Raw genomic sequence first — 24,697 nt, 5'->3', positions numbered from 1 at the left:
TGTCCGTTCACCGGCAAGCCGGTTTCAGAACTTGTATTGTTGACGTTTTGCTGTTCAGTTTTCAAGGTTCATTGTGTTACTATGTCGGCCGCTTCGTTCAGAAGCAACTTTTATATAATACCACTTTCGCAATCCGTTTGTCAACAACTTTTTTAAAAAAAGTTTTTCCTTCGTTTTTCAAGTTGTTTTCGTTTATCGGAAGTGCAACGTTATTTACTATAACACCGGGTTGTTATCTTTGCAATACTTTTCACCAATTTATTTAGCAAGCGACCTATTTAGCTACTATTACTCCTACTTTCTTTATCTTTCATCAATATTTTTTTCTTATAAAAGTTTATAAACACTTAGATGACTGGTGTAATACATCTTGAAAGAACGTACTCCCTTAATTAAAATCAATCTTTCTTCTATAAGAAAAGAAAAAGACTGCACAGAAAGTCGGAACACTCCGCCTCTCTATACAGCTCTCCCCTAACTTAATCAATAATCTTAGCAATTGCCAAGTTACGATTCGTTGTCAAATCTATAATCATCCCATCGGACTCCTTCTTCACCATCGGTCGTAATGGTGCATCCCGATGAACAAACATAATCTCTCCCAGTTCACCATCCGTCAACTTAACACGCGTACCTATTGACAGATACCCTACAAGCTTATGCAATGCTTCCATTACTTTAAGATCGAACTTGCCAAACTCTTCTTCTTTTATCATCTCTATCACTTTAAAAGGAGAATGCTTTGGTCGGTATAGTCTTTCTGTAGTCATGGCGTGGAATACATCCGCCACTGCAATAATTTGAGAATGCACAGAAATGGTCTCCATCCTGTCTCCACGCGGATAACCACTGCCATCCAACCGTTCATGGTGTTGCAAGATAGCTATTTTCATCTCCTGACGAAGCAAGGGCGTATCCTGAATCATTTTTACGCTGTATAAGGAGTGTTTTTTCACTTCGTTATATTCTTCCTTTGTTAGGAATGCGGTCTTCTTTAAAATAGAGGAATCAATTTTAGACATACCACTGTCAGCCAATGCACCTGCAAGCCCAAGTTGTAAAGCATCTCCTTTTTCCATACCCATCTGATTGCTAATTGCAGCTGAAAGAATTCCAACAGCGACTGAATGGTGATATAAATAATCGTCCGGTGTAGAAAATTCGTTCAGCATTGAAAGCATATCTTTTTGCTTTATATATTGTTCTACTAAAGGAACGATGAATTCGCGAACTTTTACAATGTCTGGACGTAATCCGGCTCTCCAATTGTTAAATTCCTTTTGATAGGCACGAACTGCATCATTATATTGTTTTTTAAGTAGATAGTGGTTCATCGGGATATTTTCAAGCACGTCTTCGGGATTAACAGATGAATCCTGCTCACCGTCTGGAAGATCCTTTTTAACAACTCGTTCTTCCACTTTAACCCGTTTCACCCCAAAGTCGTTTAATACTTCAATACGTTCAAATGATAGCTCCGTATTCTTACGCATAATTGGATACTTTGTATTAGCATATATATCTTCCAGAAGAATGATGCCTACTCGAAGATCACTTATATTTTTATAGACTTCCATCTCTAAAGTCTCACCACTTTCCAGTGTTTCTTATGTACTAGTATACTCTAAATTTTTAAACATTACGATAGAAAAAAAGTTATTGAAACAGATTAACATGTCTCAATAACTTTTTTTGCATATATATTACTCGTTTTCTGTTGAATCATCTTCACCATGTTCATTTACTTCAGGCTCATCAAACGATTCTGTTTCTGTATCTACGATGGATTCATTTAACTCTTCAATAGATCCATCCATATCTGAAGTTATTTCAGCATCCTCTTCTTCAAAAGGATCTTCTGGATCTTTTTCCACTTTGGCTACTGTTGCAACATATTCATCTTCTCCTAGACGGATAAGACGAACACCTTGCGTGCTTCGACCGATCAAAGAAATATCTTCAATATCCATTCGGATGAGTATGCCGTGAATCGTGATGAGCATGAGATCTTCTGTGCCATCAACTGTTTTCATAGCAACAAGTGGACCATTGCGATCCGTCACATTCAACGTCTTCAGACCATACCCGCCACGTGACTGAATACGATATTCATCTTCAGGTGTACGTTTGCCGAATCCTTTTTCAGTAACAACAAGGATTTCATCGCCTTCAGCAACAATATCCATTCCGACTGCGATGTCTCCGTCTCGTAAACGGATTCCACGTACGCCACTTGCAACACGGCCCATGGAGCGAATATCACGTTCATCAAACTTGATGAGCATGCCGTCCCGCGTACCGATTGCGATATTTTGATCACCTGTTGTCATTTTGACGCCAATCAGCTCATCTTGCTCCCGTAAAGTCAAGGCAATAAGCCCGTTAGAACGGATATTAGCAAAGTCAGCGACCGTCGTCCGTTTAACAACCCCATGCTTCGTCGTGAAGAAGAGGTATTTGTCTTCTTCAAACTTATCGACCGGAATCATAGCCGTTACTTTTTCTTCCTTGTCGAAATCTAATAGATTAATGATTGGAAGACCTTTTGCAGTCCGGCTGAATTCAGGCACTTGATACCCTTTTTTACGGAACACACGCCCTCTGCTCGTAAAGAAGAGAATCGTATCATGTGTTGAGGTATTAAGTAAATGTTCGACAAAGTCGTCGTCATTCGTCCCCATACCTTGAATTCCACGCCCACCACGGCGTTGACTTCGGTAAGTACTGGCCGGAAGACGTTTAATGTATCCATTATGGGTGAGTGTTAATACGGAGTTCTCTACAGGAATAAGATCTTCATCCTCGAGCATTTCAGCTCCGCCAAGAGTAATTTCCGTTCTTCTTTTGTCTTCAAAACGCTGTTTCACTTCCAACAACTCTTCACGGATGATTTGAACAAGTTTTTCTTCATCTGCAAGAATCGCACGCAATTCAGCAATCAAGACAAGTAATTCTTGGTATTCATTTTCAATTTTATCTCGCTCAAGCCCTGTCAGGCGTTGGAGACGCATATCCAAGATCGCTTGAGATTGTCGTTCAGATAAACTAAACCGTTCCATCAAGCCTGTTTTCGCTTCATCTGTCGTTTTTGAACCACGAATGAGAGCGATAATCTCGTCAATATGGTCAAGTGCAATACGTAAACCTTCCAAAATGTGCGCACGGTCTTCTGCTTTATTCAACTCGAACTGCGTACGTCTGCGAATAACTACTTTTTGATGTTCTAAGTAATGATAAAGAATTTCTTTAAGCGCAAGAATTTTCGGTTGCCCATCAACGAGAGCAAGCATATTGATACCGAAACTTGATTGTAGAGCTGTATGTTTGTACAGATTATTTAACAATACGTGGACATTTGCATCTCTACGAACTTCGATAACGATACGCATACCAGTACGGTCAGATTCATCCGCCAAATGAGTAATACCTTCAATTTTCTTATCGCGCACTAGTTCAGCAATCTTTTCAATAAGACGTGCTTTATTCACTTGGTACGGAAGTTCATTTACAATGATCGTCTCTTTACCACTTGAATGACGTTCAATTTCAATTTTCCCACGGATAATGACAGAGCCGCGTCCTGTTTCGTACGCTCTTCTAATTCCGCTTCTTCCAAGGATAATACCTCCTGTTGGGAAATCGGGTCCTGGAATGATTTCCATCAATTCCTCCGTCGTAATTGCTGGGTTATCCGCCATTGCGAGCACACCGTCAATCGTCTCACCAATATGGTGAGGAGGAATGTTCGTTGCCATTCCGACTGCAATTCCTGATGTACCGTTTACAAGTAGGTTCGGGAAGCGACTCGGAAGAACAATTGGTTCTCTCTCTTGTCCATCGTAGTTATCTTGATAATCAATTGTGTCTTTATTAATATCACGAAGCAGCTCCATCGCAATACGTGACATACGTGACTCCGTATAACGCATCGCAGCTGCAGCATCCCCATCGACAGAACCGAAGTTTCCGTGTCCGTCTACAAGCATGTAGCGATAGTTAAAATCTTGTGCCATTCTTACCATCGTATCGTAAACAGCACTATCACCATGCGGATGATACTTACCGATTACGTCACCGACGATACGGGCTGATTTTTTATGAGGTTTATCCGCAGTGTTGCCGAGGTCTTGCATTGCATATAGAATCCGTCGGTGAACAGGCTTCAATCCGTCCCTCACATCCGGTAATGCTCGCGAAACGATTACACTCATTGCATAGTCGAGGAAGGAGGTTTTCATCTCCGTACTAATATTGATGCCTTGGACACCACGTATAGGCATATCTGCCATATTGTCGTCAAACTCCTTTCAACTCAGGCGCTTTTTGGACAGCCTGTCAACTGAACAAAGCCCCTTGTCGCCGCAGGCCCATGTTCGATTTCTTCTTTACCAATCAATTCAAGTCGATCAGTGCGAAAGACTGCCAAGCTTTTTCTTTCGGCGTCCTTTCGCACTACAACCGTTCAGTTCTATTAAGCGTCAAGGTTTTTTACATACATTGCATTTTCTTCGATAAATTTACGTCGCGGCTCTACTTCATCGCCCATCAATTGCTCAAAAGTGGCATCCGCATCGAATGCATCTTCAAGTTGAACTTGCAAAAGTGTCCGCTTGTCTGGATCCATCGTCGTTTCCCATAATTGGGTAGCGTCCATTTCACCAAGACCTTTATAGCGTGTAATAACTGGTTTAGGGACAGGTGATAAACGTCCAAGAATTTCTTGCAGCTGTTCTTCATCAAAACAGTATTCTTCATTTTTCCCCTGTTTCACACGATAAAGTGGTGGCTGAGCGATATACATATAGCCCGCTTCAATCAACGGACGCATGAAACGGAAGAAGAATGTCAGTAATAATGTCCGGATATGAGCACCATCTACATCGGCATCAGTCATGATGACAATTTTATGATAACGTGCTTTGGATAAGTCAAATTCATCGCCAATTCCTGTTCCAAGCGCAGTAATCATCATACGAATTTCAGCATTTCCTAGAATTCGGTCAAGACGTGCTTTTTCGACGTTTAGAATCTTACCTCTCAATGGTAAAATCGCCTGGAAATGACGATCACGTCCACTTTTCGCAGATCCTCCCGCTGAGTCACCCTCAACAATATACAATTCACTTATAGCTGGATCGCGTGAAGAGCAATCGGACAACTTGCCGGGAAGGCTGGAAACTTCCAAAGCTGATTTACGACGTGTCAGTTCACGTGCATTTTTCGCTGCTAGACGTGCTCTCGCAGCCATTAAGCTTTTATCAATGACGAGACGTGCAGTAATCGGATTTTCTAGGAGAAAGCGTTGGAATCCTTCAGAGAAGAGCGCATTCGTAATTGTGCTTACTTCTGAGTTACCGAGCTTTGTTTTTGTTTGTCCTTCAAACTGTGGATCTGGGTGCTTAATAGAGATAATCGCTGTTAGACCTTCACGTACATCGTCCCCTGATAGGTTCGGATCCGATTCTTTCAGCAAGTTGTTTTTTCTAGCATAATCATTCACGACACGCGTCAATGCTGTTTTAAAGCCTGATTCGTGTGTACCGCCTTCGTACGTATTAATATTGTTAGCGAATGAAAACAGATTTTCTGCATAACCGCTATTATATTGCATAGCGATTTCAATGGAAATTCCGTCCTTTTCACCTTCTATGAAAATTGGTTCCTCATGGATAGGTTCTTTGTTTTGATTCAAGTGCTCAACGTAAGACTTAATGCCGCCTTCATAATAATACGTATCTGTATGGCCGTTTTCGCCTTCGCGCTCATCTGTAATTGTAATACGTAAGCCTCTGTTTAAATAAGCTAGCTCCCGCAAACGGTGTGCCAGTATGTCATATTCATAGACAGTCGTCTCTGTAAATATTTCAGGATCCGCTTTAAAACGAATAGTCGTCCCTGTTTCATCCGCTTCGCCGATTACTTCAAGCTCTTCTGAAACAAGTCCTCGTTCAAATTTGATGAAATGCAATTTGCTATCAAGTCGTACATACACTTCTGTCACTTCAGACAGTGCGTTCACAACCGATGCACCAACACCATGTAATCCGCCTGATACTTTATATCCGCCACCGCCGAATTTTCCTCCTGCGTGAAGGACAGTCATAATGACTTCGACAGCAGGTCTGCCTGTTGACTCTTGTATACCGACAGGAATTCCCCGACCATTATCATCGACACGGATCCAATTGTCTTTTTCGATTGTTACTTCGATATGGTCACAATAGCCCGCGAGCGCTTCATCGATACTGTTGTCGACGATTTCCCATACGAGATGGTGAAGACCGCGCGAACTAGTCGTACCAATATACATACCAGGCCTTTTGCGCACAGCTTCCAGTCCTTCAAGAACTTGGATCTGATTCGCATCATAAGCTGTTTGCAATTCTTTTTCTTCCATAGCCAAACTGTTCACCTTTCCTTTCAGAACATCAATCGCTAAAATCATTTCTCTATCTTCACGTGTCCTGCTGATACTTCGTATAACTCGGCGTTACGTATCGCCTCATGATCCAGACCCGCAATGTTTGTTGTTGTTACGAATGTCTGAACTTGTCCTTGCATCGTATTCAACAAATGGGACTGGCGATAATCGTCAAGCTCAGAAAGTACATCATCGAGCAGCAGGACTGGCGTTTCGCCGACCTCTTGTTTAACGAGATCTATTTCCGCAAGCTTGAGAGATAATGCAGTTGTCCGTTGTTGGCCTTGCGAACCGTAAGTCTGAATATCATATCCATTCACAAAAAAATGGAGATCGTCTCGATGTGGGCCGATTAGTGTCATTCCACGTTCAAGCTCCCGACGTCTCGATTCTTTCAATTTTTGGCTGAGTATTTCTTCCATCTGTTCAGCAGTCTGCCCAGATTCAAACTCTTTTAATGTCCCATACGTAACAATCAACTGCTCAATTCCCCGGGAAATCCCTTTATGGATAGGTTCTGCCCACTTTTGAAGCAATTCGATGAAATAGAACCGCTTGCGAATGATCTGTACAGCTACTTGTATATATTGTTCTGTATAAATATCAAACATGACATCCGTAAAATCCAATTTACCTCTGTTATCTTTCAATATCGCATTCCGTTGTTTTAAAACCTTTTGGAATGTCAATAAATCATGGAGATACACAGGAGATATCTGACCGATTTCCATATCTAAGAATCGTCTTCGTACTTGCGGACTCCCTTTTACAAGATTCAAGTCTTCCGGTGCAAACATGACCACATTGAGTTGACCTATGTAAAGACTGAGGCGGTTCTGCTCCAAATGATTGACACGCGCCTTCTTGCCTTTTTTTGAAATCGTCAATTCCAGTGGTAACCGTCCGTATTTCCGTTGGATGTCCCCTTCTATTTTACCATACTCTTCATCCCAGCGTATCAGTTCACGATCAATTGAAGTTCGATGCGATTTCGCCATCGATAATACATAGATCGCCTCCATGATATTCGTCTTCCCTTGTGCATTTTCGCCGATCAAAACGTTGATTTTAGGAGAAAAAGAGAGATCCAGTGAACTGTAGTTCCTGTAGTTCGTAAGGGAAAGACGTTCAATGAACATCTAATTGACCGTCTAAATTGACAGATATGCTGAATTCACCCTGGCCTGGAATTGTCACTACATCACCATTGTAAAGCTTTTTTCCTCGGCGACTCTCTTCTTCGCCATTAAGGTAGACAGTGTGTTCCGATAAAAACCATTTTGCCATTCCACCTGAACTGATAATATTGGTCATTTTCAACATTTGTCCCAACGTGATGTACTCCGTATCGATCTTAATCTCTTCCATTCGGCTTCAATCCTTCTCATAGTAGTCTGTTATTCCATTTTACCGAACTTTCGTCAGTAAGTAAAAGGGGGTCTCCGATTAATGTTAAAAATAAACGGATTTTGATCAAATATAAAAAAACAGAACGTGGAAACTAATTTTAGTCCACGATCTGCATGTCTTTATGTCTTTGATTTTTAGAACGTTCTTACTGGCAATATCAATTGCAAAATAGACTCGCTATCTGCTGATTTTAGTATGAACGGACGCATTGCACCTGTGAAATGAATCTCAATATCTTGTCCATCAATTGCTTTAAGTGCATCCATCATATATTTAGCACTGAAAGAGATTTTTAAATCTTCACCACTAACATCCAGCGCTTCAATCAATTCCTCTACCTTACCAACTTCAGGTGAGTTGGATGAGATTTCGATTGCCTTACCGCTATCTGCAGAAAACCTTACAATATTGTTTCTTTCTTCACGAGCAAGCAAGGAAGCTCTGTCAATTGCTTGTAACAAACTACGGCCATTAACTTTGACCGTTGTCTTATATTCCGCAGGTATAAGTCTAGAAGTATCTGGGTAATTGCCTTCCAATAGACGTGAATAGAACAGCACATTTCTAGATTTAAATAAAATCTGTTGGTCAGCAATAACGATTTCTACGACATCACTGTTATCAGGAAGAATTTTATTTAACTCTTGCAGACTTTTTCCTGGAATAACAACACTAAACGGACTTTCTGGCATATTCTCAGGTGCAATTTCACGACGGGCAAGTCTATGGCTATCAGTTGCTACACAAATAAGTTTTTCCGTATTTGTTTCCCAGTGCACGCCAGTCAAAATAGGACGTGTTTCTTGTTGTGAGACCGCAAATACAGTTTCCCGAATTATCGTCTTCATAAGATCCGAAGGCAATGAAAAGCGGTATTCATCTTTGACATTTGGGAGTACCGGATAATCATCGGTATTGGAACCAATCAAATGGAATTCGGACTTTCCTGACTGAATATGTGTTTGCATACCGTTTTCGATTTCAATGGTTACCTCATTCGTCGGTAATTTACGAACGATTTCGCTAAATACTTTTGCTTGGAGAATAATAGATCCTGATTCAAATACGTGAATGATTTGTTCTCCATCTTTTTCTACAGGAATGAATGTGCAAATTGTAATATCAGAATCACTACCTGTCATCGTCAATCCTTTTTCATTTACTTCGATTTTTACTCCAGTCAAAATGGGATTCGTCACTTTTTGACTGATTGCTTTCATGACATCATTTAAGCCTTCGAGTAACCAATCTCTCATAATCTCAAATTTCATTTTGTACCCTCGCTTATATAATTAATTAGTAAGTAATAAAGATAGTAATAGTAATAGGGGCTGTGGAAATGTGTATAAGCCTCTAAAGTCTATATGTGACAAAGTTAAACACATGTGTATAACTTGTTCGTAGTTTGTAACGTATTTTCATAGTTATACACATGTTGATGAATTATGCGCGACCAAGGATGCTCTTAATATCTTGAATATCCTGTTGTAAATTGGAATCCTCTTTTAATTGTTTGGAGATCTTTTCGTGAGCGTGAATGACAGTCGAATGATCCCTGCCTCCAAATTCAGATCCGATCTTTGGTAATGAGGAATCGGTCAATTCACGTGAAAGATACATGGCAATTTGACGCGGAAATGCAATAGCGCGCGTTCTTTTCTTAGCAGTAAAATCTTCGAGTCGGATACTATAATGCTCACCGACTGTTTTTTGTATGTCTAAAATGCTTACAGTACGCGGTCTTGAATTTGGAATAATGTCTTTTAATGCTTCAGCAGCGAGATCGGTTGTAATATCCATATTAACGAGCGATGAATAGGCTACAACTCTAATCAGTGCACCTTCCAACTCTCGGATATTCGTATCAATCTGGTTGGCGATATAGAGCATTACATCATCTGATATGTCCAATAGGCCATCAGCCTTTGCTTTTTTGCGCAAAATGGCGATTCGTGTTTCAAGGTCAGGAGGCGCGATATCAGTGATCAGACCCCATTCAAACCTTGATCTCAAGCGATCTTCGAGTGTTGGAATCTCTTTAGGCGGGCGGTCACTAGAAATAATGATTTGCTTAGATTCTTCATGCAAGGTATTGAATGTATGGAAGAATTCCTCTTGTGTTTGTTCTTTTCCAGCAATGAATTGAATATCGTCTATTAATAGGACATCCACGTTTCTATACTGATTTCTAAAATCACCGGCTTTGTTATTCATTATCGAATTGATGAATTCATTTGTAAATTTCTCTGAAGACAAATAAACCACTTTCGCGGATGGATCCTGTTCCATAATATAATGGCCAATCGCATGCATGAGATGAGTCTTTCCAAGCCCTACACCACCATAAATGAATAGAGGGTTATATGATTTTGCCGGAGCTTCCGCTACAGCAAGTGAAGCTGCGTGTGCGAATCGATTGCCAGAACCGATGACAAATGTATCAAATGTATATTTGGGATTTAACATGACTGATGCCGATTGAACAGGTGCTTTTTCTACTTGCTGCACTTGTGCTTTAGGCACTGGAAAGTCACTCTCTTCCATTTCTTTTGGTACGACGAAATGTATAAAGCGATCTTCACCGGTCAATTCTGAAAGGATACCTGTAATGAGATGCACGTAATGCGTCTCCAGCCAGTCCTTTGAAAATGAATTTGGAACAGCAATTGTAACGTTCTCGTCACCATAGGACAGTAATTTTGTCGATTTGAGCCACGTTTCAAAACTTGGTCGGGAAATTCGTTTTTCAATTTTCGACAAAACTTCTTCCCATAATTTTTCTAGCTGATCCACTCATAGACCTCCTTTACTTACAAAATATAAAAACACAGGAATATGTATTATACACAAAAAAACATCATGTGGATAACAATTGTCCATGTATGTTGAAAATAATTATCCACAACCTATTAACAATTGTGGATAAGAAATTAGATTTTTAAATTATCAACAGCAAAATCTTATTCATTGTAACAAGAATTCATAATATTAACAAGGAGTTCAATGAGTTGTCAACAGTGCGGACATTTGTGGAGAATTACTTTATCCACAGGCTTTTGTATGTGTAAAAGTTGTAGATAAGGGCTGTGCATAAAAAAATAGCTATTTTTTTCTATGCACAATATGCTCAACGGACCACAAATTGGATTGTGGATAAGAAAAATTTGTTTTTTTATGTTGAAACGCGTTGTCGATTGAAGGCAGATCCAAATGATTTGCTAAATGCCGTTTAAAACAGTCTGTTAAAAAAAGATTGACAATCCAAGCCCAGGACTTTATACTATTCAAGACTGTCAGGTTGTTAACAGACAATGCAGGAGGTGTCTCTAAAATGAAACGTACATTCCAACCAAATAAACGTAAACGTAGTAAAGTTCACGGATTCCGTGCAAGAATGAGCTCAAAAAGCGGTCGTAATATTCTCGCTGCTCGTCGTCGCAAAGGAAGAAAAGTGCTTTCAGCATAAGACCACTGTACCCAGTGGTCTTTTTTTAATACAAAAGCGGAAGGCGCTTGCTCAGATGCGACAGGCATAAGGAAAAGATGCGAAGTGGCGGTTTTTGCCACGCAGCAGCTTAGCCTTATGACCCGAGCATCTAGCGCCTGGAGTCTAGCCGAAACAAAAGCGGAAGGTGCTTGCTCAGATGGGACAGGTATAAGGAAAAGATGCGAAGTGGTGTTTTTTCCACGCAGCAGCTTAGCCTTATGACCCGAGCATCTAGCGCCTGAAGTCTAGCCGAAACAAAAGCGGAAGGCGCTTGCATTCATACAGCCCATGGAGGTGAACGACTTGAAAAAAAGCCAACGGATTAAAAAAAACGAAGATTTTCAAACCGTATTTAAAAAAGGTAAATCCGTTGCGAACCGACAATTCGTTATCTATTCCTATAAGAAGGAACAGCAACAGGAATTTAGAATTGGTTTGTCTGTCGGCAAGAAGTTAGGAAATGCAGTCACACGTAATCGTATTAAACGAGCGATTCGTCAAGCCTTTTTGGAAATGAGAGACGAACTTAAAAACGATTATGATTATGTTATTATCGCCAGACATCAGGCGACCACAATGGATTTTCACGAAACAAAAAAAAGCTTGCAACACGTGCTCAGGATTGCAAAAGCATTCAAACCATATAAACAAGACAAATGAAGCCTACTTTATTGAATGGATTGTATATAAGAAGTAGAACGTTATATATGTTCATGATAAACTGAAACTAATCAAGTATTTCATAGGAACAGATTTGGGGGAAACGACTTGAAAAGAAGAAAAGCCGCGTTATTGCTAATGTTGACTGTGATCACTGTATTCCTCGCGGGATGTTCGGAGTTCAATCAGCCAATATATTCAACAAGCGAAGGATTTTGGAATCAATACATTGTTTGGCCGATTGTTTCATTAATTAGCACATTTACGGAACTGCTCGGTACGTACGGATTAGGAATAATCGCCGTAACAATCATTATCCGACTGATTTTGTTGCCATTGATGATCAAACAGGCACAAAGCTCTAAGCGTATGCAAGAGATGCAACCGCTTTTGAACGGATTAAAAGAGAAGTACAAATCGAAAGATGCCGTAACGCAACAGAAATACCGTGAAGAAATGCAGAAAATGATGTCAGAACAGAAGATCAATCCTGCAGCAGGATGTCTTCCGGTCATCATTCAGATGCCGATTGTCATCGGTCTTTATCACGCAATTAGCCGGATGAACGCTACACCGGAAATTAACATTGGAAATTTCCTTTGGTTTGAACTTGCCGCTCCAAGTATTACGCTCGCAATCGTTGCGGGACTTATGCAGTTTGTTGTTTTACGGACAGGTCCTGCTATGGACAATCCTCAAATGAAGGTCATGATGTATATCATGCCATTTATGATTATGTTCATGGGGATGATTCTACCAGGAGCACTTGCACTGTATTGGGTTATCGGTAACATCATTTCAATGATCCAGAATATCTTCATTTACAAACCATTCAAGAAAAAAGAAGTGGTACCTGTAAAAGTAGGAGGGAAAAGGAAATGAAAAAAATAGCGCGAAAAGGAGCGACAGTTGAGGCTGCAATTAAATCAGCTCTTCAAGAACTCGGGGTGACGCGTGAAGAAGTTACAATTAATATCATTGATAATGGAAAAAAAGGTTTTCTAGGATTCGGTGCAAGAGAAGCAGAAGTTATTGTTACAGTAATCGAAGCAAGTAATCCGGTTCCTTCTATAGAAGAGAAGCAGACAGATCCATCCGAATTGGTGAATGAAACATTGAAAGAAGTAGTGGAAATTGAAGAGGTACTTGTACCAGAAAGTGTTGATGCACCTGCCGAAATTTCTATTTCAGAAGAAATTGTCCTAGAAGTACAAGACCAAAAGGAAGTTTCTGATGAAAGAGCTATAGAAGAAACAAAAACGTATATTACAAACATTGCAAAAGGTATGGGGATTGAAGATGTAACGATTGATCATGAACAGGACGGTAAGTACATTTCATTCAAACTGGAAAGTGAGAAAGCGGCTTTCCTAATCGGCAAAAGAGGCCAAACGTTGAATGCTTTGCAGCAATTGGCTCAGCTCGTTGTCAATAAATTTTCGGAACAGTTTAAAGTTGTTCGTCTCGATGTAGGTGATTATAGAGAACGTCGAGAACAGTCGTTGGAACAATTTGCGGAGCGCATGGCAGACCAAGCGGTACGAAACGGACGAAAAATGAAATTGGAACCGATGCCTTCTTATGAAAGGAAAGTCATTCATCATGTCTTATCCAATCGATTGGACATTGAAACCTATTCAGAAGGTACCGATCCAAATCGTTATCTTGTCATTGAACCGATTAATTAGTGTTAAGGAACTTCTGTAAAGTGATTGCTTATACTTTACAGGAGTTTTTTTGTTGAAATTTTTTAGTTTTACAACCTTTCAGCATGTAAGTTTATCCACAATACATTTTTAATATCACTCACTATGAGAATGAGTCGATTTGTGTTAATATATTATGTTAGATAGTCATGTCAAAACAGGTTATCCACATGTGGGTAACTGAGTTAGGAAGGTGAAGAACATGCATTTTGATACTATAGCTGCCATTTCTACTCCAATGGGGGAAGGTGCTATTGCCATCGTCCGGCTAAGTGGAGATGAGGCTATCGGCATTGCTGATTCAATTTATCGTTCCCCGTCAGGCAAAAGGCTTGCGGAAGAACGGTCACATACAATCCATTATGGACATCTAATCGATCCGTCGACAGATGAAATTGTTGAGGAAGTCATGGTGTCACTCATGATGGCTCCAAAAACATTTACACGTGAAGACGTTGTGGAGATTAATTGCCACGGCGGTGTTGTTGCAGTGAATCGTGTTTTAAACTTAGTGTTAAGAGAAGGAGCACGGTTAGCAGAACCTGGTGAATTTTCTAAGCGTGCATTTTTAAACGGTCGTATTGATTTATCTCAAGCTGAAGCTGTCATGGATTTAATTCGTGCGAAAACGGATAAAGCGATGAATGTTGCCTTGAACCAGATGGAAGGAAAGCTCTCCCGCTTGATTGGCGAATTGCGACAGGCACTTCTTGAGACGTTGGCACAAGTAGAAGTGAATATCGATTATCCCGAATACGACGATGTCGAAGAAGTGACAATTCCGCTCATGATTGAAAAAGGAACATGGGTGAAAGAGGAAATCGAGAAACTCCTTCGCACTTCATCCCAAGGGAAAATTCTTCGGGAAGGATTGTCGACGGTTATTGTCGGACGGCCCAACGTGGGAAAATCTTCTTTACTGAACAGTCTTGTCCAGGAAAATAAAGCAATTGTAACCGAAATAGCAGGCACAACACGTGATATAATAGAAGAATACGTCAATGTAAGAGGGGTTCCATTACGGCTTGTCGATACTGCGGGTATACGTGAAACAGAAGACATTGTCGAACGGATTGGAGTTGAACGATCCCGCCAAGTATTAAAAGAGGCGGATCTTATTCTTCTTGTCATTAACGGTTCAGAAGTTCTGTCTGAAGAGGATCGCCGACTGTTTGAAGCTGTTGCAGGAATGGACATCATCGTCGTCATTAACAAAACCGACCTGCCACAGAAAGTTGATATGCAGGAGATGATTGATCTCGCCGGTAGAGGGCAAGTCGTGACCACTTCTATTTTGAATGAAGAAGGTATTGACGAACTCGAAGATTCCATCGCAAAACTCTTCTTTGAAGGGAATTTGGAAGCAGGCGACCTCACATATGTATCAAATGCGAGACATATTGCATTGCTTCATCAAGCGCACAAAGCAATTCAGGATGCCATCTCGGCTGCTGAAGCAAATGTACCAGTCGATATGATTCAAATAGATGTCACCCGGACGTGGGAGCTACTAGGAGAAATTATCGGCGACACAGTTCAAGATAGTCTCATCAATGAACTGTTTTCTCAGTTCTGTTTAGGGAAATAAACAATAAACTACTTTTCATAAATATATAGACACGGAAATCTTACACAAGGAAGGATGAACGAACATGCCACAATTTGAAGCAGGCACGTTCGATTGTATAGTCATCGGAGCAGGTCATGCCGGTGTTGAAGCTGCATTGGCTTCGGCAAAAATGGGTGCATCCACATTAGTGCTTACGATGAATCTCGATATGATCGCATTCATGCCATGTAACCCGTCGCTCGGAGGTCCTGCAAAAGGGATCGTCGTGCGAGAAATTGACGCACTTGGCGGAGCGATGGCAAAAGTGATCGACAAAACACATATCCAGATGCGGATGCTCAACACAGGTAAAGGACCTGCTGTCAGAGCGCTCCGTGCACAAGCGGACAAAGTACTTTATCAACAAGAAATGAAAAACATTCTAGAAGAGCAAGATAATTTGAAGCTGCACCAAGGCGTAGTAGAAGAATTGATTGTGGAAGATGACGAAGTAAAAGGTGTCGTCACTCAAATCGGTGCTATATACCGTGCAAAAACCGTCATTATAACGACTGGAACTTTTTTACGTGGTGAGGTTATTATCGGCGATTTGAAATATTCAAGTGGTCCGAACAACCAGATGCCGGCCATCAAGCTTGCAGAAAACTTGCAGGCACTAGGTTTGGAAATGGTGCGTTTCAAAACAGGTACGCCTCCTCGTATTAATGGGAAAACGATTGATTATAGTAAAACGGAAATACAGCCGGGTGATGAAGAGCCACGTGCTTTCAGTTATGAAACGACTGAATTCATCCTCGACCAATTACCATGCTGGTTGACATATACGACACCAACGACTCATGAAATTATTAATGAAAACCTTCATCTTTCTCCAATGTACTCAGGTATGATTAAAGGGAAGGGCCCAAGCTACTGTCCGTCAATAGAAGATAAGATTGTCCGATTTGCGGATAAATCACGCCATCAAATTTTCCTTGAGCCTGAAGGTCGAAATACAAAAGAATATTATGTACAAGGACTCTCCACAAGCTTGCCGGAACACGTTCAACGTAAACTAATTGAAAGTGTACCTGGACTTGAAAAAGCTGAAATGCTTCGTGCAGGATACGCAATTGAATACGATGCGGTGACACCTACACAGCTGTGGCCGACACTTGAAACAAAAATTATTAAAAATCTATATACGGCAGGGCAGATTAACGGAACGTCCGGTTACGAAGAAGCTGCCGCTCAAGGTATTATGGCAGGCATAAATGCTGCTAGTAAAGTGCTAGGAAAAGAAGAAGTCATCCTTGGTAGAGCAGATGCCTATATCGGTGTATTAATCGATGACCTCGTTACAAAAGGTACAAGCGAACCGTATCGACTTTTAACATCTAGAGCAGAATACCGTTTACTGCTGCGTCATGATAATGCAGACATGCGTCTTACTGAAATCGGATACAATCTTGGAATGATTTCTGAGGAGAGACATGAGAAATTCCTCATTAAAAAGCAACAAATTGAGGAAGAAATCGAAAGGCTCCGTAAAGTTTCTATTAAACCAAGCGAAGCTGTACAAGAAATCATTCGCGAATCACAAGGCACTGAGCTTCGTGAACCGATGAAAGCAGCGGATTTACTAAAACGCCCTGAAATGAAATATAATCAGATTATCAAGATTGTTCCACGAGAAGAACAGGTTTCTGAAGAAGTGGCGGAACAAGTCGAGATTTTCATCAAATACGAAGGTTATATAGAAAAGGCGATGCAGCAAGTACAACGCATGAAGAAGATGGAGAACAAAAGAATTCCTGAAAATATCGATTACCATGCAATATCTGGTATTGCTAAAGAAGCAAAAGCCAACTTGTCTGCAGTAAGACCTCTATCAATAGCGCAAGCTTCACGTATTTCAGGTGTTAATCCAGCTGACATTTCCATATTGCTTGTCTATATTGAACAAGGTAAAATCGCAAAAATATCAGGATAATACTATAAGGCTGATGTCGGTACCAAGTCCGCATCAGCCTTTTTTAAAAGGAGAATCTAAGTGAACGAAAATCAATTTCTAGAAGCATTAAAAGAACACGGTATTGAGTTATCCACTCAACAATTGCAACAATTTGACAAATACTTCCATATGTTAGTTGAATGGAATGAAAAAATGAACCTCACAGCTATTACGGATAAACCATCCGTCTATTTGAAGCATTTCTACGATTCCATTTCAGCGGCTTTTTATGTTGATATGACCGGTAAGAAATCTATTTGCGATGTTGGAGCAGGGGCAGGGTTTCCTAGTATTCCTTTAAAAATTTGTTTCCCTGATCTATCTGTAACAATTGTCGATTCATTAAACAAACGAATTTCGTTTTTAAATGAACTGGCTAGTGAACTTCAATTAAATAGTGTGAACTTTGTTCATTCAAGAGCTGAAGATTTTGGTCAGCATCCAAAGTATCGTGAACAATTTGATATTGTTACCGCACGTGCTGTCGCTAGGCTATCCGTTCTATCGGAACTATGTATTCCTCTTGCGAAAGAAGGGGGCATCTTCGTATCAATGAAAGGGGCCGCTGCTGAAGAAGAATACAAAGATGCTAAAAAAGCGATTACGGTGTTAGGTGCTGAACTAGTCGAGGAGTTTTCATTCAGTCTGCCAATGGAAGAAAGTGAAAGAATAATCTTTCTTTTCAATAAAATAAAAAAGACACCTAAGAAATATCCACGTAAACCTGGCATTCCGAATAAGACTCCAATTAACTGATTGTTTCACGTGGAACATATCGCTAATCTGCTATATTTAGAGTATGATAATGTTATAGATTCTACCCTTTAATAAGTACTAAAGAGGATATATAATAGATATGACGAAATAGCTAATGAGCAGTTTTGTAAAGGTGGTGCCGGGATGAAGAATACATTCTCACGTTTTTTTGGCAATAGCGAAAAAGAACTTGATTTACCCGAAGCGGAAGCAGTAGTTTCGCAAGAGAAGGTAGATCAAGTTAACATCGAACTTATAAAGCCAAATAAATATCAACCTCGTACAATTTTCTCTGAGGAGAAGATTGAAGAGTTAGCAAGGACAATTCATACACATGGTGTAATCCAACCAATTGTCATTCGCAAAACGGATGAAGGTTTTGAAATCATTGCAGGTGAGCGAAGGTTCCGTGCAATGAAAAAATTGGGCTGGACTGAAGTGCCTGCAATTATCCGTAATTTAGATGATAAAGAAACAGCATCCATTGCTTTAATAGAAAACTTGCAACGAGAAGAATTGACATCGATTGAAGAAGCGTATGCTTATGAGAAGCTATTGGAATTACACAACTTAACACAAGAAGCACTTGCTCAACGTCTCGGGAAAGGACAGTCGACAATTGCAAACAAATTGCGCTTGTTGAAGCTTCCAGATGAGATTAAAAATAAAATTCTCACGAAAGATATTTCGGAGAGACATGCACGTGCCCTCATATCGGTAAAAGATGCAGAATTGCAATTAAAGCTTTTCAATGAAGCAATTGATGAACAGTTAAATGTGAAGCAATTGGAAGAACGTATTCAGTTGGCACTTAACCCAGTAGTTGAAGAGAAGACGAAGAAACAACCGGTGAAGAGAAAGTCTGTCAGTAAAGATGTGCGTATCGCATTAAATACGATTCGACAGTCTTTACAACTTGTTACTAAAAGCGGCATTAACGTTAAAACAGAAGAAGAGGATACAGAGGATTTTTACACAATTACTGTAAAAATACCTAAGAAGAAATGATTTCATATATTATATAAGCTCCTGCATGATGTCAGGATGGACTCTTGCTTCAATGGAGCAAGAGTTTTTTTGCGCGAACCATTACCATGTGCAACGTTTTTTTGATAAACTAGTATAAAGCTTCAAATTCTGCTAAAATCGATAATTTTGACGGCAACGCAGCCCGTTTAATTACCCATGACAGCAGAAAGCTTAGCAATAAGACTATGATTCGTATGTAATGCGAGTGAGAAAGCAGGTGCAAGCGTGGGTAAAATTATTGCAATCGCCAATCAAAAAGGAGGAGTTGGAAAAACAACTACTTCTGTTAACTTAAGTGCTTGCCTTGCGCATATTGGCAAAAAGGTTTTGCTGATAGATGCTGATCCGCAAGGGAATGCGACGAGTGGGGTAGGGGTCAATAAGGGAGATGTACATAAGTGCATCTACGATATGTTAATTGATGATGTTAATATAAAAGAAGTCATTCACCATACTAAAGTGGAGAATTTGGATATTGTACCTGCTACGATTTCATTAGCTGGAGCAGAAATTGAACTGGTTTCTACTATTTCTAGAGAAGTCCGCATGAAGCATGCCATACAAGATGCAAAAGGTTTGTATGATTATATTATCATCGACTGTCCACCTTCATTAGGCCTTTTAACGATTAACTCATTAACTGCTGCTGATTCCGTTATCATTCCAGTGCAATGTGAGTATTACGCTTTAGAAGGTTTGAGCCAACTGTTAAGTACGGTTAGACTTGTGCAAAAGCATTTGAATGAGAGTTTGACGATAGACGGTGTATTGTTGACAATGTTTGATGCACGGACCAACTTAGGTATCCAAGTCATTGAAGAAGTGAAAAAGTATTTTCAAGATAAAGTGTACAAAACAATCATTCCACGAAATGTACGTTTGAGCGAAGCGCCAAGTCATGGAGAACCAATAATTGTTTATGATTCAAGATCGAGAGGCGCAGAAGTATATTTAGAGTTGGCAAAGGAAGTGGTGCACAATGGCTAAAGGTTTAGGTAAAGGATTGAACGCTTTATTTCCAGATGAGTCGCTGACGAAGGCTGAAAAAGTAGATAGTATCCGCTTAAAAAGCATTAAAGTGAACCCTTATCAGCCACGGAAAATATTCGATGAAAATGCGATTGAAGAACTAAGTGAATCAATAAAAGAGCACGGTGTTTTGCAACCGATTATTGTGCGTAAAGTAAATACTACGTATGAAATCGTTGTAGGAGAGAGACGCTTCAGAGCTGCAAAACTAGCAGGATTGCTTGAAATTCCTGCAGTTGTTCGCCAACTAACAGATGAACAGTCAATGGAAATGGCGATACTTGAAAACTTGCAACGCGAAGATCTTACACCTATTGAAGAAGCGGAAGCCTATCAAAAATTGATGGACAACCTTAGTTTGACACAGGAGCAACTAGCATTTCGCTTAGGAAAGAGTAGACCACACATTGCAAACCATCTTCGCCTGCTAAGCTTACCTGATGTTGTACGTAAGCTAATTATGGATGGCAAGTTGTCAATGGGTCATGGCCGTACATTACTTGGTCTTCGCAAGAAAGAGCAAATTATTTTAACTGCTGAGAAGACGATAAACGAAGGTCTTAACGTGAGACAGTTGGAACGACTTGTCCATAAGATGAATGAAGATGTTCCACGTGAAACAAAGACAGAAAAGAAAAACATTTTCCTTGAAGAGCAGGAAACGAGTTTGCGCGAATATTTCGGTACGAATGTATCGATTAAAAAAACAAAGAATAAAGGAAAAATTGAAATTGAATTTTTCAATGAGGAAGATCTAGAACGTATTCTTGATTTATTGAACGAATAAGCATGTACCTATTTTGCACATACTGCAGAATAGGTATTATTTTTAGCAAACGGAAGTGAGCATTATGGTTTTATTCGGCACCATTGTAAATGTTATCTTAATTGTTGTCGGTGCATTGATAGGCCGTTTCTTATCGAATATACCTGAACGAATGAAAGAAACAGTCATGTACGGAATCGGGTTAGCAGTCGTTGCAATTGGGATTCAGATGACATTTGAAAGTAATCAGATTTTAATTGTTATTATTAGTATTGTGCTAGGTGCAGTCTTAGGTGAGTGGATGAATCTAGACGGGAGGATTAATGGACTTGGTAAATGGCTTGAGCTGAAAATACCCTCCAAGAAGGAAGGTCCTGGTGTTGCGCAAGGATTCGTTACTGCAACATTAATATTTGTAGTTGGTTCAATGGCCATTCTTGGCGCCATTGACAGTGGGTTAAGAAATGAACATGATATATTGATCATGAAAGGGATACTAGATGGGTTTACATCAATCATACTTAGTTCAACACTTGGAATAGGCGTTATCTTCGCAGCCGTTCCAGTATTTATCTATCAAGCAATTATTACATTGCTAGCAACGCAAATTAGTCAGTTCGTTCCTGACGTACTGCTTGATTCATTTATTGCAGAAATGACCGCAACGGGTGGTTTGATGATTGTCGGGATTGGTTTGAATTTGATTGGCATTACGAAAATACGTGTAGCGAATCTTATCCCAGGCATCGCTGTAGTTGCTGTTATTGTGACAATTGTTCATGTGCTAGTTTAAAACGGCCATATGCGAGTTGCAGTGCTCGTGAAATAACGCGGCTCATTTCATAAGATAAATGAAGACGGGTACTTTGCAAGACAGCTTGTTCCATAAAACCCGCAATATTTACAACTCCTTTAATGGAGAGATCACCTACAGGAGGCAAGTCCTTTCCGACAGCTTTTCCGGGGTAAAGGGGTCCTTTATGAAAAAGTAGGTGACCGATAGAATCACTGCGGCCTAAGCAGGCGTCAATTGCTACGATGTAAGTTGAAGGGTCTTCTGATAACTTTTCATCTAATTGTTCACGTAAATTTAACGCGTGCAGTGGTTTTTCCAGAGTGCCTACAACAGAAAACGGAAACAGTAACGATTCGGATAGAAGAGAACCTGTGAGGGGTCCTAAAGCGTCTCCAGTTGAACGGTCTGTACCGATACAGAAGAATGAAAGTGATTCGAGTTCAAACGGAATATGCTGCAGAAAATGCGTACTAAGTTTCCATACAGCACCGGTTTCATTAAAATGAAGACGGTAATCATAATCGATTGGTTGGACTGTGTGCATGACAGATCTCCATTCTCGTTTAATATTCTTATTGTATTGATTGTTTAGCAGTATACGCCGCTGCGATACAATTTATACGGAGAGGAAGTTGGCAATTGTCGACGACGAAAGATAAGAAAGTTGAAAAAGATGCACTAGAAGAGTTTGCCCGCTTTTTGTTCGATGAAAATACGTGGATACACGTTGGAATCGTTGCACTAAAAATTGCATTTATCATTATGGTTTCAATGATTATCGTCAATGTTGGTAAACGAATAATAAAAAGAGTATTCATGATTAAGCTTAAAGGACCTTTGCGTAAAGAAGAACGACGCGAACGGACGTTATTGAAGCTGTTAGAAAACACATTGACATATGTTGTCTATTTCTCAGCAATACTATCAATACTCCAAGAGTTTTCCATTGACGTAAAAGGTCTACTTGCTGGTGCGGGAGTGTTAGGATTAGCCGTTGGTTTCGGTGCACAAAGTTTAGTGAAAGACGTAATTTCCGGATTTTTCATCTTGTTTGAAGATCAGTTTTCTGTAGGGGATTACGTGAAAATTGGTACTGCCGAAGGACAAGTGGAGGAGATTGGTCTACGTACGACAAAAATCAAAAACTTCACAGGAGAGTTATTTATTCTCCCGAACGGCACGATTACACAAGTTGTCAATTATTCATTGAAAAACTCGTTAGCAATTGTCGATGTAACGATTCCTTTTGAACAAGGTATCGAACATGTTGAAAAAGCGATTGATAGCTATTTGGAGTCAATGAGTAAGGACAATGCTGATTTGCTTGGTCGTCCGAGGTTGATTGGTGCTTATGATTTTACAGATGAAGCCGTTATAGAAAGAATCATTGTTGAGACAAAGCCAATGCGTCACTATGATGTAGCTAGAAACATAAGCGTTGGTTTGAAACCTTATTTAGAAAAGGATGGAATTCAAATTCCATATCCCGCGTTAGTAACTAAGAGTTTTGATAATCGCTAAGGTTAGGGGTGAGTGAGATGAACGAAAAGGAATTTCATCTGAAAGATGTGGTTGAGATGAAGAAACCACATCCATGCGGCTCAAATGCGTGGAAAATTATCCGGATGGGAGCAGATATCCGGATTAAGTGTGAAGGGTGCGGCCATAGTGTTATGATCCCTCGCAATGAGTTCGCCAAGAAGATGAAAAAGGTGCTTGTGAAAGCGGAAACTGAAGATTAATTAGACAGGAACGACAAGTATTCTTATAATAGAAGAGTTGCATAAATTATTATGAAATTGACCTATATGAAAGGTTGGGAAATAAATGGCGTTAACAGCTGGAATCGTCGGTTTACCAAACGTCGGTAAATCAACACTATTCAACGCAATAACAAAGGCGGGGGCAGAAGCTGCCAACTATCCGTTCTGTACAATCGATCCGAACGTCGGAATCGTTGAAGTACCTGATGAAAGACTACAAAAGTTGACGGAACTAGTTGTACCAAAAAAGACTGTACCGACTGCTTTTGAGTTTACAGATATTGCAGGAATCGTCGAAGGAGCTAGTAAAGGAGAAGGGCTTGGAAATAAGTTCTTGTCTCACATCCGTGAAGTGGACGCTATTTGTCAAGTTGTTCGTTGTTTTGAAGATGAAAATATTACACACGTATCCGGTAAAGTAAATCCAATTGATGATATTGAAGTCATTAATTTAGAATTAATTCTTGCTGATATGGAAAGTGTGGACAAGCGATTGACGCGCGTTACTAAAATGGCGAAGCAGAAGGACAAGGACTCCATGGCGGAAGAACCGGTACTTCTAAAGTTCAAGGAAGCGTTCGAGAACGAGCAACCAGCACGTGCGGTTGAACTAACTCCAGAAGAATTCAACATTATTAAAGGGATGCATCTGTTGACGATCAAGCCGATGCTTTACGTAGCTAACGTGTCTGAAGATGAAATCGCAGATGCAGAGAACAATGAATACGTAAAAAAAGTTCAGGAGTTTGCAAAGAAAGACAATGCAGAAGTAATCATTGTTTGTGCTAAGATTGAGGAAGAGATGGCTGAGCTAGACGAGGAAGAGAAAGCAATGTTCCTTGAAGAGTTAGGCATCAAGGAATCAGGTCTGGATCAGTTGATTAAAGCGGCTTATCATCTACTTGGACTAGCTACGTACTTCACAGCAGGTGTACAAGAAGTACGTGCTTGGACTTTCCGTAAAGGCATGAAAGCACCGCAATGTGCGGGCGTTATTCATACTGATTTCGAGCGTGGATTCATCCGTGCAGAAACAGTATCCTACGATGCGCTTGTTGAAGCTGGTTCAATGGCCGCTGCGAAAGAAGCAGGGAAAGTACGTCTAGAAGGTAAAGAGTATATCGTTCAAGATGGCGATGTTATGCTGTTCAGATTTAACGTATAAACAATATTTTGGGAAGCCTTGTTGTGTAATAACAACTTGGCTTTTTTGTTAGAGAGACATAGGAGGGAATAAAATGAAAGATAATAGGGAAGTGAAAGAGAAAGTAGCCGAAGACACGGGAGGGAATTGTAATGGATAAAAAGGAA

22 protein-coding genes are annotated in these 24,697 nt (G+C 40.2%); 14 read left to right on the top strand and 8 right to left on the bottom strand.

Annotated elements, in window-relative coordinates; all coding sequences use genetic code 11:
- Positions 1 to 479: 479 nt before the first annotated feature.
- The 7 genes from H9649_RS06430 to dnaA all read right to left on the bottom strand — a co-directional run bounded on the left by H9649_RS06430 (position 480) and on the right by dnaA (position 10,624).
- The gene (locus tag H9649_RS06430) at positions 480 to 1,577 is read right to left on the bottom strand and encodes an HD-GYP domain-containing protein (RefSeq protein ID WP_191693889.1); all 1,098 of its coding nucleotides are present in this window, start codon (positions 1,575 to 1,577) and stop codon (positions 480 to 482) included.
- 126 nt (positions 1,578 to 1,703) lie between these two features.
- Positions 1,704 to 4,289, bottom strand: coding sequence for a DNA gyrase subunit A (gene gyrA, locus H9649_RS06425; protein WP_191693888.1), 2,586 nt, complete (start codon positions 4,287 to 4,289; stop codon positions 1,704 to 1,706).
- A gap of 182 nt (positions 4,290 to 4,471) precedes the next feature.
- A complete protein-coding gene (gyrB, locus tag H9649_RS06420) occupies positions 4,472 to 6,397 on the bottom strand; it encodes a DNA topoisomerase (ATP-hydrolyzing) subunit B (RefSeq protein WP_191693912.1) in 1,926 nt (641 codons plus the stop codon).
- Positions 6,398 to 6,441: 44 nt separating this feature from the next.
- Complete coding sequence (gene recF / locus H9649_RS06415) at positions 6,442 to 7,560, bottom strand: DNA replication/repair protein RecF (RefSeq protein WP_191693887.1); 1,119 nt, start codon at positions 7,558 to 7,560, stop codon at positions 6,442 to 6,444.
- Positions 7,550 to 7,789, bottom strand: coding sequence for a S4 domain-containing protein YaaA (yaaA, locus tag H9649_RS06410; protein ID WP_191693886.1), 240 nt, complete (start codon positions 7,787 to 7,789; stop codon positions 7,550 to 7,552). Before yaaA ends, recF begins: the two co-directional genes overlap by 11 nt.
- A 176-nt stretch (positions 7,790 to 7,965) precedes the next feature.
- Entirely contained in the window at positions 7,966 to 9,102 is a 1,137-nt protein-coding gene (dnaN, locus tag H9649_RS06405; RefSeq protein WP_191693885.1) for a DNA polymerase III subunit beta, read from the bottom strand.
- 172 nt (positions 9,103 to 9,274) lie between these two features.
- Positions 9,275 to 10,624 (bottom strand): chromosomal replication initiator protein DnaA, encoded by a 1,350-nt coding sequence (dnaA, locus tag H9649_RS06400; protein ID WP_191693884.1) that lies wholly within the window; start codon positions 10,622 to 10,624, stop codon positions 9,275 to 9,277.
- Between the two features lie 538 nt (positions 10,625 to 11,162).
- On the opposite strand from dnaA, the gene rpmH reads away from it, so the two are divergent.
- The 11 genes from rpmH to H9649_RS06345 all read left to right on the top strand — a co-directional run bounded on the left by rpmH (position 11,163) and on the right by H9649_RS06345 (position 21,620).
- On the top strand, positions 11,163 to 11,297 hold the full coding sequence (gene rpmH, locus H9649_RS06395; RefSeq protein WP_147060480.1) for a 50S ribosomal protein L34: 135 nt from the start codon (positions 11,163 to 11,165) through the stop codon (positions 11,295 to 11,297).
- A 324-nt stretch (positions 11,298 to 11,621) separates the two neighbouring features.
- Positions 11,622 to 11,978, top strand: a complete 357-nt coding sequence (gene rnpA, locus H9649_RS06390) for a ribonuclease P protein component (protein ID WP_191693883.1) — start codon at positions 11,622 to 11,624, stop codon at positions 11,976 to 11,978.
- Between the two features lie 138 nt (positions 11,979 to 12,116).
- On the top strand, positions 12,117 to 12,860 hold the full coding sequence (gene yidC, locus H9649_RS06385) for a membrane protein insertase YidC (protein WP_191693911.1): 744 nt from the start codon (positions 12,117 to 12,119) through the stop codon (positions 12,858 to 12,860).
- The gene (jag, locus tag H9649_RS06380) at positions 12,857 to 13,666 is read left to right on the top strand and encodes an RNA-binding cell elongation regulator Jag/EloR (RefSeq protein WP_191693882.1); all 810 of its coding nucleotides are present in this window, start codon (positions 12,857 to 12,859) and stop codon (positions 13,664 to 13,666) included. Before yidC ends, jag begins: the two co-directional genes overlap by 4 nt.
- 220 nt (positions 13,667 to 13,886) lie before the next feature.
- Positions 13,887 to 15,272 carry a tRNA uridine-5-carboxymethylaminomethyl(34) synthesis GTPase MnmE gene (gene mnmE / locus H9649_RS06375; RefSeq protein ID WP_191693881.1) on the top strand — a complete coding sequence of 462 codons (1,386 nt, stop codon included), beginning with the start codon at positions 13,887 to 13,889 and terminating at the stop codon, positions 15,270 to 15,272.
- 64 nt (positions 15,273 to 15,336) lie between these two features.
- Positions 15,337 to 17,226 carry a tRNA uridine-5-carboxymethylaminomethyl(34) synthesis enzyme MnmG gene (gene mnmG, locus H9649_RS06370; RefSeq protein ID WP_191693880.1) on the top strand — a complete coding sequence of 630 codons (1,890 nt, stop codon included), beginning with the start codon at positions 15,337 to 15,339 and terminating at the stop codon, positions 17,224 to 17,226.
- Between the two features lie 60 nt (positions 17,227 to 17,286).
- The gene (rsmG, locus tag H9649_RS06365; protein WP_191693879.1) at positions 17,287 to 18,003 is read left to right on the top strand and encodes a 16S rRNA (guanine(527)-N(7))-methyltransferase RsmG; all 717 of its coding nucleotides are present in this window, start codon (positions 17,287 to 17,289) and stop codon (positions 18,001 to 18,003) included.
- A gap of 144 nt (positions 18,004 to 18,147) precedes the next feature.
- A complete protein-coding gene (noc, locus tag H9649_RS06360; protein WP_191693878.1) occupies positions 18,148 to 19,011 on the top strand; it encodes a nucleoid occlusion protein in 864 nt (287 codons plus the stop codon).
- 246 nt (positions 19,012 to 19,257) lie between these two features.
- Positions 19,258 to 20,019 (top strand): ParA family protein, encoded by a 762-nt coding sequence (locus tag H9649_RS06355; protein ID WP_191693877.1) that lies wholly within the window; start codon positions 19,258 to 19,260, stop codon positions 20,017 to 20,019.
- Positions 20,012 to 20,848, top strand: a complete 837-nt coding sequence (locus tag H9649_RS06350) for a ParB/RepB/Spo0J family partition protein (RefSeq protein WP_191693876.1) — start codon at positions 20,012 to 20,014, stop codon at positions 20,846 to 20,848. Before H9649_RS06355 ends, H9649_RS06350 begins: the two co-directional genes overlap by 8 nt.
- Before the next feature lie 64 nt (positions 20,849 to 20,912).
- Positions 20,913 to 21,620: a DUF554 domain-containing protein gene (locus tag H9649_RS06345; protein ID WP_225229708.1), complete on the top strand. Its 708-nt coding sequence runs from the start codon at positions 20,913 to 20,915 to the stop codon at positions 21,618 to 21,620.
- On the opposite strand, the gene yyaC is transcribed toward H9649_RS06345, so the two are convergent.
- Entirely contained in the window at positions 21,589 to 22,167 is a 579-nt protein-coding gene (gene yyaC, locus H9649_RS06340; protein WP_225229707.1) for a spore protease YyaC, read from the bottom strand. The genes H9649_RS06345 and yyaC overlap by 32 nt on opposite strands.
- Before the next feature lie 95 nt (positions 22,168 to 22,262).
- On the opposite strand from yyaC, the gene H9649_RS06335 reads away from it, so the two are divergent.
- The 3 genes from H9649_RS06335 (at position 22,263) to ychF (ending at position 24,551) form a co-directional block, all read left to right on the top strand.
- Entirely contained in the window at positions 22,263 to 23,144 is an 882-nt protein-coding gene (locus H9649_RS06335; RefSeq protein ID WP_225229706.1) for a mechanosensitive ion channel family protein, read from the top strand.
- Positions 23,145 to 23,161: 17 nt separating this feature from the next.
- The gene (locus tag H9649_RS06330) at positions 23,162 to 23,365 is read left to right on the top strand and encodes a DUF951 domain-containing protein (protein WP_191693875.1); all 204 of its coding nucleotides are present in this window, start codon (positions 23,162 to 23,164) and stop codon (positions 23,363 to 23,365) included.
- Between the two features lie 85 nt (positions 23,366 to 23,450).
- Entirely contained in the window at positions 23,451 to 24,551 is a 1,101-nt protein-coding gene (gene ychF, locus H9649_RS06325) for a redox-regulated ATPase YchF (RefSeq protein WP_191693874.1), read from the top strand.
- Positions 24,552 to 24,697: the final 146 nt, after the last annotated feature.

This window comes from Sporosarcina quadrami (assembly GCF_014836615.1).
Taxonomy (GTDB): Bacteria; Bacillota; Bacilli; order Bacillales_A; family Planococcaceae; genus Sporosarcina; species Sporosarcina quadrami.
Note: the sequence above shows the minus strand (reverse complement) of the source record. Positions and strands in the feature narration are given on the sequence as shown.